Origin of the sequence: Micromonospora sp. NPDC049203, from assembly GCF_043197215.1 — a bacterium.
Lineage (GTDB): Bacteria > Actinomycetota > Actinomycetes > Mycobacteriales > Micromonosporaceae > Micromonospora.
This window is the reverse complement of record NZ_JBICSV010000005.1, coordinates 455,172-468,610: the sequence shown is the minus strand read 5'-3', so window position 1 is coordinate 468,610 and position 13,439 is coordinate 455,172. Positions and strand designations below refer to the sequence as shown.

Genomic DNA, 13,439 nt, shown 5'->3' with positions numbered 1-13,439 from the left:
AAGGGATGACGCCTCCCGCCACAGTGCTGCTGGTCTTCGGCCGCGGAGTGGTGGCCGGCGACGGCGGCTACCGGCTCACCGCGGAGAGCGTCGCGCGCACCGAGGCCGCGGTGGCCTACGTCCGGGCACACGCCGAGGCGTTCCGGCGCGCGCCGGACGCGCGGGTGGTGTTCACCGGCGGCTGGCCGCACGGCCCGGCCGGCGCGCCGGGCCCGCCGCCCGGCTTCCGCGAGGCCGAGCTGATGCGGGCGCTGGCGCGCGAGGCCGGGCTCGACGCGTACGCCCGGTCGGCCGCCGAGACCCGCTCCCGCACCACAGTGCAGAACCTGGCGCACACCGTCCAGGACGGCTTGCTGGGCGGGGCGGAGTTCACCGGGCGGCGCCCGCTCGGGCTGGTCTCCCACCCGTGGCACCTGCCGCGCGTCCGGCTGCTCGCCGCGCGCGTGCTCGGCCTGTCCGGCCCGGCGCTGGCCGACGTGCCGGTGACCGCGCCCGATCCGGTGCCCGTGCGGCGGGAGCGGGCCGCCCGGGCGTTCAGCCGGATCGGCTTCCTGGGTGTGCGTACCCCGGAGGCGTCGCTGCGCCGCGAGCGGACGCTGACCCGCGCCGCCGACCGGATCGGACGCCTCACGCCCCGACGGTGATTCACGCGAGCGCGCCGGGGGTACGACCGTCCTCGATCGACCCGGCGGGCCGTGCCGGCGGGCGAGACCACCCCGGGAGGCCCCGTGATCGTGCTCGTGCCGGTGTACCGACCGGGCGACCGGCTGCCACCGCTGGTCGGCGACCTGAAGGACGCGCTGCCCGGCGCGGACGTGCTCGTCGTCGACGACGGCAGCGGCCCGGCCGCCGACGCCGTGTTGCGCGCGGCCCGCGCCCGGGGCGCGACGGTGCTGCGCCGCCGGGTCAACCGGGGCAAGGGCGTGGTGCTGCGCACCGGCTTCCGGTACGCCGCGACGCGTCACCCGGGACGCGACGTGGTGTGTGTGGACGCCGACGGCCAGCACAGCGTGCCCGACGTGTGCCGGGTGGCGGAGCGGATGCGCGTCACCGGAGCGCCGACGCTTGGCGTACGCGAATTCGAGGGTGAGGTCCCGGCGCGCAGCCGGTTCGGCAACGCGGCGACGCGGGTGGCGTTCCGGCTGGCGACCGGCCGGGACGTGCGCGACACCCAGACCGGCCTGCGTGCCTACCCGGCGGCCCTGCTCGGCTGGCTCGGCACGCTCCCCGGCGACCGGTTCGAGTACGAGATGACGGTGCTGCTGCGGCTGGCGCGCGCCGGGCTGCCGGTCGAGCAGGTGGAGATCGCCACCCACTACCACGGCGACAACGCGGGTTCGCACTTCTCCGCGCTCGCCGACTCGGTACGGATCTACCGGCCGCTGGTCGCCTCCGCCCTCGCCCGGCTGACCGGGCGCTCCGCTGTGGACGGCGTCCCGGCCGCCGCCGTCACGACGTCGTCGCGCACGTCCGCGGCCCGGACCCGCTGAGCGGGCCGGCGCCCGGGTTCGCCGGGACGGCGGGCATCACTCGGGGATGCCGCCGTCCCGGCGTACCGGCGCTGATGGTCAGGCGCTCGTGCAGGGGTTGCCGTTGAGCGTGAACGATCCGGGTCTACCGGTGTTGCCGGTGTGGGTGGCCTGGAAGCCGATGTCCACCGAGCCGCCCGGCGGGATCGACGCGTTGTAGGACACGTTGCGGGCGGTCACCGCGCCACTGGACGGGCTGTACGTGGCGTTCCAGCCGCCGGTGATCGTCTGGCCGCCCGGCAGCGTGAACGCGAGGGTCCAGCCGTTGAGCGCGGTGGTGGACGTGTTGGTGATGGTCACCGCGGCGGTCAGCCCGTTGTTCCAGGCGTTCACCACGTACCCGATCCGGCAGGCGCCCGACGGCGGCGGCGTGGTCGGTGGCGCGGTGGTGGGCGGCGCGGTGGTCGGCGGCGCCGTGGTCGGGGGCGCGGTCGTCGGGGGCGCGCTCGTCGGGGGCGCGGTCGTCGGGGGCGCCGTGGTCGGGGGCGCGGTGGAGTCCAGGCCGAAGAAGCGGATGGCCTGGGCCGCGTCGACCGGCAGGTTGTGCGTGACGCCCTGCATGCTGATCGCCTCGACAGTCGCGGTGCCGCCGGTGCCGCCGTAGCGGGTGCGGGTGTAGCCGGGCTGCGGACTGTCCGTGTACGCGGGCGTCTGGCTCAGCCCGTTCACGTTGGTCCACTGGTCGATCTCCTCGCCGAAGTTCGGGTAGCGCAGCGTCTCGTCGTTCGTGCCGTGCCAGAGCTGCATCCGCGGGCGCGGGCCGGTGTAGCCGGGGTAGGCGTTGCGCACCAGGTCACCCCACTGCTGCGGGGTCTTCAGCACCTGGCCGTTGGCGCACTCGCTGTTCCACTCGGAGCCGTTCGTGGTGGCGAAGCAGCCGAACGGCACACCGGCAAACGCGGCACCGGCCCGGAACACGTCCGGGTAGTCGCCGAGCAGCACGTTCGTCATCATCGCGCCGGACGACGTGCCCGTGGTGAAGATCCGCTGCGAGTCGACCGGGTAGCGCTGCCGCACGTAGTCCACCATCGACTTGACGCCCACCGGGTCGCTGCCGCCGTCGCGGCGCAGCGCCTGCGGCGAGGAGACGTCGAAGCACTTGCTGCTGCGGGTCACCGACGGGTAGACCACGATGTAGCCGTACCGGTCGGCGAGCGCCGCGAACTGGGTGCCGGAGTACATGGCCGGGCCGCTGCCGGTGCAGTAGTGGTTCACCACGAGCAGCCCGGGGCGGGCCGCGACGGTGTCCGGTACGTACAGGTACATGCGCAGGTTGCTCGGGTTGGTGCCGAAGTTCGTCACCTCGGTCAGCGCGGCGGCCGAGGCCGGCCCCGGTAGGGCGAGCGCCGCCCCGACGGCGAGCCCGGCGGCGGCCAGCGCCGCGCCGAGCAGCCGGAGTCTGCTCATTCTGGACAGCATGTGTTCTCCTCGGTGGTGGGAACGCCGCAGGTGGCAGCGTTCTCGCCGGCGAGGCGCCTGCGACGGGCGGCCCGGACCCTCGGAGACGAGATAGACAGTCGCGGATCGATGCGACCCGAATCGGAGTCTAGGCCCCGACCGGCGGGCGGACAACCGCAGCGGCCACCCGGCGCGCCCGGTCCGGGCGGGTGAGCACGTCCACGTTGTCCACGTACTGGTCCACCGCCCCCACCGGCGGCCGGTCGCGCAGCTGCGGGTCGGTGATCGCGGCGCGCAGCGCCTCGACGAACCGGCCGGCGTGCAGCACCAGGAACGGCCGGTCGTGGAACGGCCGGGCGGCCGGGTCCACCGGCGGCGCCAGCGCGGCGTCGTTGGTCCAGCCGGCCACCGTCTCCAGCGCCCCCACCAGGCCGGGCTCCCGGGCCGCCCAGTCACCCGGGCCGAGCGCGGCGCCGAGCCCGTCCACCACCGGCGTCGCGGCCGGCAGCGTCGCGAACACCGTGCCGAGCCATTTCGCGTACGGCGGCCAGCGCCGGTGCAACAGCAGGCCGAGGCGCATCAGATCCCGGGCCAGTCCGGCGACCACGACCCGGCTGCCCAGGTCGTCGCCGACCTCGGCACACCGGCCGGCCAGGTGCTCGGCCTGCGCGACCCGCTGCCAGCCGGACGCCAGCACGTGCCGCCACACGTCGTCCGGATACCAGGCGAGCCGGGCCCGGACGGCGGTGAGCGCGCCGTCGAGCCCGTCGTGGAACACCGCTCCCCCGGTCAGCTCCGCCAGCCGCTGCGTCGGTGTCGCCAGCCAGTCGGCGGTCGTCAGCCCGGAGCGCGGGTCGGTGCCCAGCCGCTCCCGCAGCCATCCGCCCAGCTCGTCCACGCTCACGCCGTGCCGGGCGCCGTCGGCGTGGACCGTGCCGAGCCGCGCTTCCGGCCCGCCGGCGTACCGGGTCGGCCAGCCGAGGAACCGCGCCGGCAACTCCGCGTCGAGCACCGCCCGTACCGGTGCCACGTCGTGCGCGTCCGCCACGAAGACCTGGGTACGCGGGCCCCAGTCGTGGTCGGTGGAGCGCGGCGTGTCGAGGCCGAGCAGCTCGGAACCGCCGTCGAGCAGGCCGGCGGAGTACGGCAGGCCGGGCAGCCGCCGCGCCAGCAGCGGACCCACCACCTCGTCGTGGAACCGGCGGGCCAGGGTCAGGCCGGGTACGAAGCTCACCCCGCCAGTCTGCGCAGCGCGGGCCCCGCGCGCCCCCGGGTTTCCCCGCCCGGCGGTCGCCTCCCCCATCTCGTCACAGGGCTGTGGAAGGCTTGCCGGCGTGGCACACCGACAGCCGATCCTCCTGATCGACTCCCCCAGCCTCTACTTCCGCGCCTACTTCGGCATCCCCGAGTCGGCCGCCAGGACCGGCGACGGCCAGCCGGTGAACGCCGTACGCGGCTTCCTCGACATGCTCGCCCAGCTCGTGCGCACCCGCCGGCCCGACCGGATGATCTGCGCGATGGACCACGACTGGCGCCCGGCGTGGCGGGTGGAGCTGCTGCCGTCGTACAAGGCGCACCGGGTCGCGCCCGAGGGCGGCGAGGTCGTGCCGGACACGCTGTCCCCGCAGGTGCCGATGATCCTGGAGGTGCTGGACGCGCTCGGCATCCCGGTCGTGGGCGCGACCGGCTACGAGGCCGACGACGTGCTCGGCACGCTCGCGGTGACCCAGCCGGGCCCGGTCGAGGTGGTCTCCGGCGATCGCGACCTGTTCCAGCTCGTCGACGACGCGCATCCGGTGCGCCTGCTCTACGTGGGCCGGGGCGTGGCCAAGCTGGACGACTGCGACGACGCGGCGGTCCGCACCCGCTACGGCGTGCCGGCCGACCGGTACGCCGACTTCGCGGCGCTGCGCGGCGACCCCAGCGACGGGCTGCCGGGTGTGGCCGGGGTCGGCGAGAAGACCGCGGCCCGGCTGATCGACCGCTACGGCGGGCTGGACGGCATCCTGGCCGCGCTCGACGACCCGCGCTCCGGTTTCGCCCCCGGCCTGCGGGCCAAGCTCGACGCCGCCCGTGACTACCTGGCCGTGGCGCCGAAGGTGGTCCGGGTCGCCACCGACGTGCCGCTGCCCGAGCTGGACCCGACGCTGCCGACGGCCCCCGCCGACCCGGACCGGCTGCTGGAGCTGGCCCAGCGCTGGAACCTGGCCGGCTCGTGCCGCCGCCTGGTGGACGCACTAGCGGGCGACCGACAGTGATCAGTTGATCACGAAGGGCGGTCGGTGTTCCGGCGGGTCGGGAACTGGGCGCCGGGCTGCGCCAGCGTCGAGCGGGCGCGCAGGCCGACCGGGTCCGGCGCCGGTTCGGCCGGGGCGGTCCGCGGCTCCTCGCCGAGCCGCGAGCTGACGTACGCCAGACCGGCGCGGTCGTCGTCCGACGGCGCGGCGAGCAGCGCGTAGACCAGCCCGACCACACCGAAGACCACCGCCAGCACGATCGGCACCAGCAGGCCGCTCACCTCGGTGCCGGAGGCCGGGCCGCGGCTCTCGTGCAGGTGCACCGACAGGGCGCTCATGCCGGTGAAGTGCATGCCGTTGACAGCGATGCCCATGACCAGCGCCGAGGCGCCGATGGCGAGCGCCCGCCGCACGGTCATCGCCAGCCAGAGCGCCACGGTGGCGGCCACGATCGCGATGACCACGGACAACGTCACCCGCAGCGGGTCGTAGCCGAACGAGCCGTCCAGGCGCATCGCGGCCATGCCGGTGTAGTGCATGGCGGCCACCCCGGTGCCGGTGAAGAAGCCGCCGGCCAGCAGCCGGGGCGCGGCGAGCCGGCCAGTGCCCACGATCCACAGCCCGATGCCGACCGCGCCCACCGCGATCGCCGTGCTGGCAGCCGTCAGCGGCACGTCGTAGCGGATCCGGGTGCCGCCGACGGCGAACCCGAGCATCGCCATGAAGTGCATGGCCCAGATGGCGGTGCCACCCAGCGCCCACGCGGCGAGCAGGCCCCACCAGACGCGCTGGCCGCCGCTGGTGGCGGTCCGGATCCGCCCGGCGCAGACCAGCCCGAGCGCCGAACCGAGCACCGACAACGCGTAGCTGAGCGCGGGTGTGATCCACCCGTACTCGAAGTGATTGATCTCGCCCACGAGCCCTTCCCTCACATCCGCCCACGAGCGCGAAGCCACGGCGCTCCCGGGCAATGATCGGGCAGTACCTGGTCAGGGCGCACATCGACCCCCCGACAATTCGCGGGGTGGTGCCGCCGTGACACAGCGATGCGTCGATTTCCGGCAATCGCTGACCGAAAGTGACCGTCAGGCGGAGGCGTGGTAGGCCAGCACGCCACGGTTGACCGCCGCGATGGCCTGCCGGGCGGTAGAACGCAGCTCGGCCGAGGCGCCGCCCGAGTCGGCGACCTGCCCGAGCAGGTCGACCACCTGACGCGCCCAGCGGACGAAGTCGCCGGCCGGCATCTCCCCGTCGATCTGGTGGCCGCTGGCCAGCACCTTCGCCAGCGCCTCGCCGCGCGCCCACCGGTAGATCGGCCAGGCGAAGCCGAGATCCGGTTCCCGGGTCACGGCCAGGCCGCGCGCCGCCTCGTCCGCCTCGATGTCGCCCCACAGCTTCAGCGTCTCGTCGACCGCGTCGGCCACCGCGCCGCGCGGCAGCGACGCCCGCTCGTCGACGTCCCGCCGGGCCTCGAACACCACCACCGACACGGCGGCGGCCAGCTCGGCCGGGGACAGGCCGTCCCACACCCGGCGGCGCAGGCACTCGGCCACCAGCAGGTCCGCCTCGGTCCAGATCCGGGCCAGCATCCGTCCGGCGTCGGTGACCTCGCCGTCGGCGGCCAGGTAGCCGCGCGCCGTCAGCAACGCCACGATCCGGTCGAAGGTACGGGCCAGCGAGCCGGTCCGCCCGGACACCCGCTCACGCAGCTCCTCGGTGTCGCGTTCCAGCCGGCGCCGCCGCTCCGCCCAGCGGGCGTGCTCCTCCCGGTCCGGGCAGGCGTGACACGGGTGGGCGCGCAGCTCGACGCGGAGCTGGCTGAGCCGGTGGTCCTCCCCCGCCGCCTGACGGGACCGGCCGCCCCGCCGGCCGCCGTGCCGGTCCAGGCCGGTGCCGCTGACCGCGGCGGCCAGATCCCGCCGGGCCGCGGGCGATCGGTGGTTGAAGTGCTTCGGCACCCGGATGCGGGTGAGTACCTCGGCCGGGGTGGTGAAGTCGCCGGGGGTGACCCGTCCGGCCCAGCGGTCCTGGGTGAGGACCAGCGGCCGGGGCTCGCCGAACCCGCCGGTGGCCGGGTCCAGCACCACCGCCAGTCCGGCCCGCCGACCGGACGGCACCCGGATCACGTCACCGACCCGCAGCCGCTCCAGCGAGGCGACGGCCGCCGCCTTGCGCTGGGTCTGCCCCTGCCGGGCGATGGCGCGTTCCCGGTCGGCGATGGCCACCCGCAGCGCGAAGTACTCGTCGAAGTCGCCGTGGTGGCAGGCGGCCTCCGCGCCGTACGCGTCGATGGTCTCGGTGTTGCGCTGCACCTGGCGGGCCAGGCCGACCACCGACCGGTCGGCCTGGAACTGCGCGAACGAGGACTCCAGCAGTTCCCGGGCCGGCGCCGCGCCGACGCTGCCGACCAGGTTGACGGCCATGTTGTACGACGGCCGGAAGCTGGAACGCAGCGGGTAGGTGCGGGTGGAGGCGAGCCCGGCGACGTGCCGGGGGTCGGTCTCCGGTGACCAGACCACCACGGCGTGGCCCTCCACGTCGATGCCCCGGCGCCCGGCCCGGCCGGTGAGCTGCGTGTACTCCCCGGGGGTGAGGTCGACGTGTGCCTCGCCGTTGAACTTGACCAGGCGTTCCAGCACCACGCAGCGGGCCGGCATGTTGATGCCCAGCGCGAGCGTCTCGGTGGCGAAGACGGCCTTGACCAGTCCGCGCACGAACAGCTCCTCGACGACCTCCTTGAAGGCGGGGAGCATGCCGGCGTGGTGGGCGGCCAGGCCGCGCTCCAGCCCGTCCAGCCACTCCCAGTAGCCGAGCACGGACAGGTCCTCGCCCGGGATGGCGGTGACCCGGGACTCCACCACGCGGCGGATCTCGGCGCGCTCCTCCGGGGAGGTCAGGCGCAGCCCGGCCGCGAGGCACTGCTGCACGGCGGCGTCGCAGCCGGCCCGGCTGAAGATGAACAGGATGGCCGGCAGCAGCCCCTCCCGGTCGAGCCGGTCGACGATGTCCGGGCGCATCGGGCCGCGCCAGCGCGGGCCGCGCCGCCCGCCGCCGGGGCCGGCGCTGCGGCCCTCGCCCAGCTCCAGGCGGCGCATCGTGTCGCGGGTGTAGCGCAGCAGCTCGGGGTGCACGTCGTGCTTGCGGGCCGCGTCGGCGTCGTGGAACAGGTCGAACATCCGCTTGCCGACGAGCATGTGCTGCCACAGCGGCACCGGGCGGTGCTCGGAGACCACCACCGCGGTCTCGCCGCGCACGGTGACCAGCCAGTCGGCGAACTCCTCGGCGTTGGACACGGTGGCCGACAGCGACACGAGCGTGACCGACTCGGGCAGGTGGATGATCACCTCTTCCCAGACCCCGCCGCGGAACCGGTCGGCCAGGTAGTGGACCTCGTCCATCACCACGTACGCCAGGCCCTCCAGCGTGGCCGAGCCGGCGTAGAGCATGTTGCGCAGCACCTCGGTGGTCATCACCACCACCGGCGCGTCGCCGTTGATCGCGTTGTCGCCGGTGAGCAGGCCGACGTGCTCGGCGCCGTAGCGGTCCACCAGGTCGTGGTACTTCTGGTTGGACAGCGCCTTGATCGGCGTGGTGTAGAAGCACTTGCGCCGGGTCGCGGACGCGTCGCCGCCGGGCCGGCCGCGCAGCGCCAGGTGCACCGCGAACTCACCCACCACGGTCTTGCCGGCGCCGGTGGGAGCGCAGACCAGCACGCCGCTGCCCCGCTCCAGCGCCTCGCACGCCTCGCGCTGGAAGTCGTCGAGATCGAACCCGAGATCCAGCGAGAATTCGTCCAGGGCCGGGAAGGCGGAGGCCTGCGCGGCCCGGCGGCGCGCCGCGGCGTACCGCTCGGCGGGGCTCGACATGGATCCAAGATTAATCGGTGCCGCCGAGGAGTACCGGTCAAGGCCATCCGGCAGGACGGTCGGAGCGGTCGGTAGGGTGCACGACGTGCCGGACCGTACCGAACTGCCCCACGTCTCGAGCGGCGCCGACGACGCCGTCCGCCCGGGCCCGTCCCGCCGGCCGGTGGAGGCGGTGCTCTTCGACTTCCACGGCACCCTCGCCCAGGTGGAGGAGCCGCTGGCCTGGGTGCTCGCCGCCGCGTCCGCCTGCGGCGTCGAGCTGGACCGGATCCGGGCCACCTCGCTGGCCGACCGGCTGCTCACCGCCGGGCGTGCCGGCGGCCCGCTGCCGGCACGGGTGCCGCCCCGGCTGGCCGAGCTGTGGGCCGACCGTGATCTCTACCCGCACGCGCACCGGGGCGCGTACACCGGGCTGGCCGAGACGGTGGACACCGGCATCGACGGGTTCGCCGACGCGCTCTACGAGCGGGTGCTGGTGCCCGAGGGCTGGGTGCCGTACCCGGACACCGCCCCCGTGCTGGGAGCGCTGCGCTCCGCCGGGGTGAAGGTGGCGGTGGTCAGCAACATCGGCTTCGACCTGCGGCCGCTGTTCGCCGCCTGGGACTTCGACGCGCTCGTCGACGCGTACGCGCTGTCGTACGAGGTGGGGCGCTGCAAGCCGGACCCGGGCATCTTCCTGCGGGCCTGCGGGATGCTCGGCGTCGACCCGGAGCGCACGCTCATGGTGGGCGACACGCCGGCCGACGCGGGTGCCGTGGCGGCCGGGTGCGGGGTGCTGGTGCTGCCCTGCGCCGACGCCGGCCGCCCGAACGGGCTCGGCGCGGTGCTCGACCTGGCCGGGGCCGCCTGAGCGCACACCCCCAGCGGCGCGAACCCGTCGCGGCGCACCGGATACCGTCAGGGGCATGACCGGTGCCCACCCCTTGCCGCCGCGTGCGCCGGGACGGCTCGGCGGGGTCGCGCTGGTGCTCGGCGGGGCGCTGTCGGTGCAGTTCGGCTCCGCGCTGGCCGCGCTGCTGTTCCCGCGTACCGGGGTGGCCGGGGCGGTGACGCTGCGACTGACCATCGGCGCGCTGCTGATGCTCGTGTTCTGCCGGCCGCGGGTACGCGGGTACGGGCGCCGCGACTGGGCGGCGGTACTGGCGTTCGGGCTGGCCCTGGCCGGCATGAACTCGATCTTCTACCAGGCGATCGAGCGGATCCCGCTCGGCCCGGCCGTCACCCTGGAGGTGCTCGGCCCGCTGGCGCTGTCGGTGATCGCCGCGCGCCGGGTGGCCGCCTGGTGCTGGGCCGCGCTGGCGCTGGCCGGTGTGGTCCTGCTCGGGCAGGGCGGGTTCGACCGGCTCGACCCGGCCGGCGCCGCGCTGGCGCTGACGGCGGGCGCCATGTGGGCCGCGTACATCGTCTGCTCGGCGCGGATCGGCGCACGGTTCCCCGGCGCCGACGGGCTGGCCCTCGCCCTGACCGTCGCGGCGCTGCTCACCCTGCCGTTCGGGCTGGCCGACGGCGGCGGTCGCCTCGCCGACCCGGTGGTGCTGGGGCTCGGTACCGGGCTGGCGCTGCTCGCCTCGGTGCTGCCGTACAGCCTGGAACTGGCGGCGCTGCGGCGGCTGCCCACGGCGACGTTCGCGGTCATGATGAGCCTCGGACCGGCGATCGCCGCGGTGGCCGGCTGGCTGGTGCTCGGCCAGGCGCTGCACCCGGTCGAGGTGCTCGCCATCGCGCTCGTGGTCGCCGCGAGCGCCGGCGCGGTCCGCGCCGCCGCCCCACCACCAGCCGCGCCGCCGGACCCGGTCACCTCGCCGGACCCGGCGGTCAGCGCAGCAGCCGCAGCGCGGCCGGCACGGCGCTGACGGTCACCGGCAGGTCGAAGGCGCGCTCCCCGTCGGCGTACGTGGTGATGCCGTCGGCGGCCAGCTCCACCGTCCGCGCCCGGTAGACGCGCGCCAGCGGATGCGTGACATGGGTGCCCCGGTAGATCTGCGGCTTGACCCGCATCAGCGTGCGCCTGTCGAAGCGGCCGCCGACCACCACGTCCAGCAGGCCGTCGTGCGGGTCGGCGTCCGGGCAGATCCGCATTCCGCCGCCGTAGCTGGCCGTGTTGCCCACAGCGACCAGCACCGCGTCCACCTCCTGCGCCACCCCGTCGAGGACCAGCCGGTAGCGGCGTGGCCGCAGCCGGGCCAGCTCCACCACTATCGCCAGGTCGTACCGGCGGGGGCCGCGCGGCCAGCGCATCCGGTTGGCGCGTTCGTTGACGATCGCGTCGAAGCCGGCCGCGAGCACCGCGCCGAACCAGCGGTCGGCCTCCCCGGGCCGGGACAGCCGCGCCAGGTCGACCGGCCGGGCGCGGCCGGCGGCGAGCGCCGCGGTGATCACCTCGACGGCGGCCGTCGGGTCGGCCGGGAAGCCGGTGTCCACCGCGAAGTCGTTGCCGGTGCCCGCCGGTACCGGCCCGAACGGCACGTCGGTGCCGGCGACCGCCTGCAACGCGCGGTGCATCGTGCCGTCGCCGCCCACCGCCACGAGTGCCCCGGCGCCGCCGGTGACCGCGGCGTGGCACGCCGCCTCCGCCTCCTCGGGGGTACGCGCGCGCAGCAGCTCCACCGGGCGGCCCGCCGAGGCGAGGCGCTCCAGGATCCCGGGCAGCAGTCCGCGGTGCCGCCCCCGGCCCGCTGTCGGGTTGGCGAGCACGGCGACGGGGCCGGACGGGACATGATCGTGCGCGGTCACGGCGAGCACCGTACGGCACGGCTCGCGCCGCCCACCAGAGGCAGGTCAGGCGGCGAATGTCCGGCGCACGCCGACGGCGCCCGGCAGGGGGTGCCGGGCGCCGTGGCGGGGGTGGGTCAGGGCAGGTCGATCGGGCGCAGCACCCGGTCCACCGCGTGCGCGATCTGCTTGTTGCCCTTGTTGATGTCGTACCGAACCACCCGCGCGTTGCGGTCGCTGGTGTCGGCGTCGACCAGGCGCACATCGCGGCCGTACCAGCAGCGCTTCACGTCCACCTCGACGGTGGCGCCGAGCGCGGTGGTCAGGTCCGCGCCGTCGGCCTTCAGCGCCGCCTTCCGGTCGATCGTCGCGCCGGGCACGACGTGGTAGAGCAGGACGTCCTCCACGGTGTCCACGCCCAGGCCGGCGACCGCGTCGAACGCGGCCTTCTCGCCGGGCAGCTTCCTCGCGGCGGTGATGTCCCGCACCAGCTCGCGGAACGCGTAGTCGTTCGGCACGAACGCGGTCAGCGCGACGGTGCCGTCGGTGAGCACCTTCACCGGCGAGTCCGGCTTGGCCTGCAACACCGTCAGGACCGCCTTCGTGAGGACGTCGAAGTCCCGCGAGTTGCGGTCGAAGCCGCTCTTGTCGGCGGTGAGCACTGCCGCCAGCGACCGCGTACCCGGCTGCTTGGCGCCGGCCTGGGCGGGCACGGCGACGGCGGTGGTGGCCACCGCCGCGGCGGTGGTGGCCACGGCCAGCCGGGCGGCGAGACGAGCGATGTTCATCGGGGAGCCTTTCGTCGAAGCGACCAGGTCCGTGACTGTCGTCACGACCATTGCTTCGCCCCGACCGTCCCCGGTGGATGCACCCGGATCGACCGACTTCGGATCGACGCTGCTGCGCCTCAGCGGACCACCAGCGGCTTGCTCACCGACGGCACGCCGTCGCCCTTGACCTTCAGCGACCAGTCCCCCGCCGCGCCCAGCGTCACCACGGTCTCGGCGGTGCCGTTGGCCTCGGCCTTCATCTCGGCGACCCGCTTGCCCTCGGGGTTGAGCACGTACAGCGTCCGGGCCCCGGCGGTCTTGTTCGTCACCTTGAACGCGAGCTTCTCGCCGGGCTCGGCGATCAGCGCGTCCACGCCGTTCATCGCGTCGTCGGTCAGCTCGATCGTCACCGACCGGTCGTAGGCCACCTCGGCCGCGGCGCTGGCGAGATTGCCGTCGTCGGAGACGGTGATCCGGGTCCGCACGCCGTCGCCCTGCCGGCCCGGCTTGCAGGCCACCTCGTACGTGCCGGTCTGCAGCGACGCGCGCAGGTCGCCGGTGCGGCCCGCCGGCACGTCCGCGACCTCGGCGATCACCTTGGTGAAGGCGTCACCCTCCCGGCCGTAGACGTAGACCCCGGTGGCCTGCTGACCCCGGTTGGTCACTGTGAACGTGACGGTGCCCGGCGTGAACAGCGTGGTGGTGACCTCGCAGCTGGTGTCGGTGGCGGTCACCGGCACCTGCTGGCCTTTCGGCGCGGGCTCGTCGTCACCGCAGGCGGTGAGCGCGGTGGCCGCGCAGAGGACGGTCAGGACGGCGGCGGTACGGCTCTTCATCGGGTTCTCCGGAGCGCAGGTCAGACGGGCTGACCGGAACGGGGCGCCGACGCACCCCGGCACACCGCCCGGGGGGCTCGGCGGAGTCAGC

Annotated in this window: 12 protein-coding genes; 5 read left to right on the top strand and 7 right to left on the bottom strand. The window is 75.0% G+C overall.

Going from position 1 to position 13,439, the window contains the following annotated elements; genetic code table 11:
- The first annotated feature begins 5 nt into the window (after positions 1-5).
- Positions 6-644 carry a YdcF family protein gene (locus ACGFIA_RS17545; RefSeq protein ID WP_357473456.1) on the top strand — a complete coding sequence of 213 codons (639 nt, stop codon included), beginning with the start codon at positions 6-8 and terminating at the stop codon, positions 642-644.
- 84 nt (positions 645-728) lie between these two features.
- Positions 729-1,490, top strand: a complete 762-nt coding sequence (locus ACGFIA_RS17540; RefSeq protein WP_393260875.1) for a glycosyltransferase family 2 protein — start codon at positions 729-731, stop codon at positions 1,488-1,490.
- A gap of 78 nt (positions 1,491-1,568) precedes the next feature.
- On the opposite strand, the gene ACGFIA_RS17535 is transcribed toward ACGFIA_RS17540, so the two are convergent.
- Both ACGFIA_RS17535 and ACGFIA_RS17530 read right to left on the bottom strand, forming a co-directional pair.
- On the bottom strand, positions 1,569-2,948 hold the full coding sequence (locus tag ACGFIA_RS17535; protein ID WP_393260872.1) for a PHB depolymerase family esterase: 1,380 nt from the start codon (positions 2,946-2,948) through the stop codon (positions 1,569-1,571).
- A gap of 127 nt (positions 2,949-3,075) precedes the next feature.
- Positions 3,076-4,161, bottom strand: a complete 1,086-nt coding sequence (locus ACGFIA_RS17530; RefSeq protein WP_357473447.1) for a DUF4037 domain-containing protein — start codon at positions 4,159-4,161, stop codon at positions 3,076-3,078.
- A 100-nt stretch (positions 4,162-4,261) separates the two neighbouring features.
- Between ACGFIA_RS17530 and ACGFIA_RS17525 the strand changes: the two genes are divergently transcribed.
- Complete coding sequence (locus tag ACGFIA_RS17525; RefSeq protein ID WP_357473444.1) at positions 4,262-5,185, top strand: 5'-3' exonuclease; 924 nt, start codon at positions 4,262-4,264, stop codon at positions 5,183-5,185.
- A gap of 8 nt (positions 5,186-5,193) precedes the next feature.
- Here the strand turns inward: ACGFIA_RS17525 and ACGFIA_RS17520 are convergent, their stop codons facing one another.
- Complete coding sequence (locus tag ACGFIA_RS17520; RefSeq protein WP_357384377.1) at positions 5,194-6,081, bottom strand: MHYT domain-containing protein; 888 nt, start codon at positions 6,079-6,081, stop codon at positions 5,194-5,196.
- Positions 6,082-6,249: 168 nt separating this feature from the next.
- Positions 6,250-9,030, bottom strand: coding sequence for an RNA helicase (locus ACGFIA_RS17515; protein WP_091428119.1), 2,781 nt, complete (start codon positions 9,028-9,030; stop codon positions 6,250-6,252).
- An 85-nt stretch (positions 9,031-9,115) separates the two neighbouring features.
- Between ACGFIA_RS17515 and ACGFIA_RS17510 the strand changes: the two genes are divergently transcribed.
- Together ACGFIA_RS17510 and ACGFIA_RS17505 are read left to right on the top strand one after the other, a co-directional pair.
- Positions 9,116-9,880 carry an HAD family hydrolase gene (locus ACGFIA_RS17510; RefSeq protein WP_091428207.1) on the top strand — a complete coding sequence of 255 codons (765 nt, stop codon included), beginning with the start codon at positions 9,116-9,118 and terminating at the stop codon, positions 9,878-9,880.
- Positions 9,881-9,935: 55 nt separating this feature from the next.
- Positions 9,936-10,883 (top strand): DMT family transporter, encoded by a 948-nt coding sequence (locus tag ACGFIA_RS17505; protein WP_393260867.1) that lies wholly within the window; start codon positions 9,936-9,938, stop codon positions 10,881-10,883.
- Here ACGFIA_RS17505 and ACGFIA_RS17500 read toward each other — a convergent pair.
- From ACGFIA_RS17500 to ACGFIA_RS17490, 3 genes are all read right to left on the bottom strand, one after another.
- Positions 10,846-11,772 (bottom strand): diacylglycerol kinase, encoded by a 927-nt coding sequence (locus tag ACGFIA_RS17500; protein WP_393260864.1) that lies wholly within the window; start codon positions 11,770-11,772, stop codon positions 10,846-10,848. The genes ACGFIA_RS17505 and ACGFIA_RS17500 overlap by 38 nt on opposite strands.
- 107 nt (positions 11,773-11,879) lie before the next feature.
- The gene (locus ACGFIA_RS17495; RefSeq protein WP_374669100.1) at positions 11,880-12,530 is read right to left on the bottom strand and encodes a fasciclin domain-containing protein; all 651 of its coding nucleotides are present in this window, start codon (positions 12,528-12,530) and stop codon (positions 11,880-11,882) included.
- A 119-nt stretch (positions 12,531-12,649) separates the two neighbouring features.
- Positions 12,650-13,348, bottom strand: coding sequence for a hypothetical protein (locus ACGFIA_RS17490; protein ID WP_120570070.1), 699 nt, complete (start codon positions 13,346-13,348; stop codon positions 12,650-12,652).
- Between the last annotated feature and the right edge of the window lie 91 nt (positions 13,349-13,439).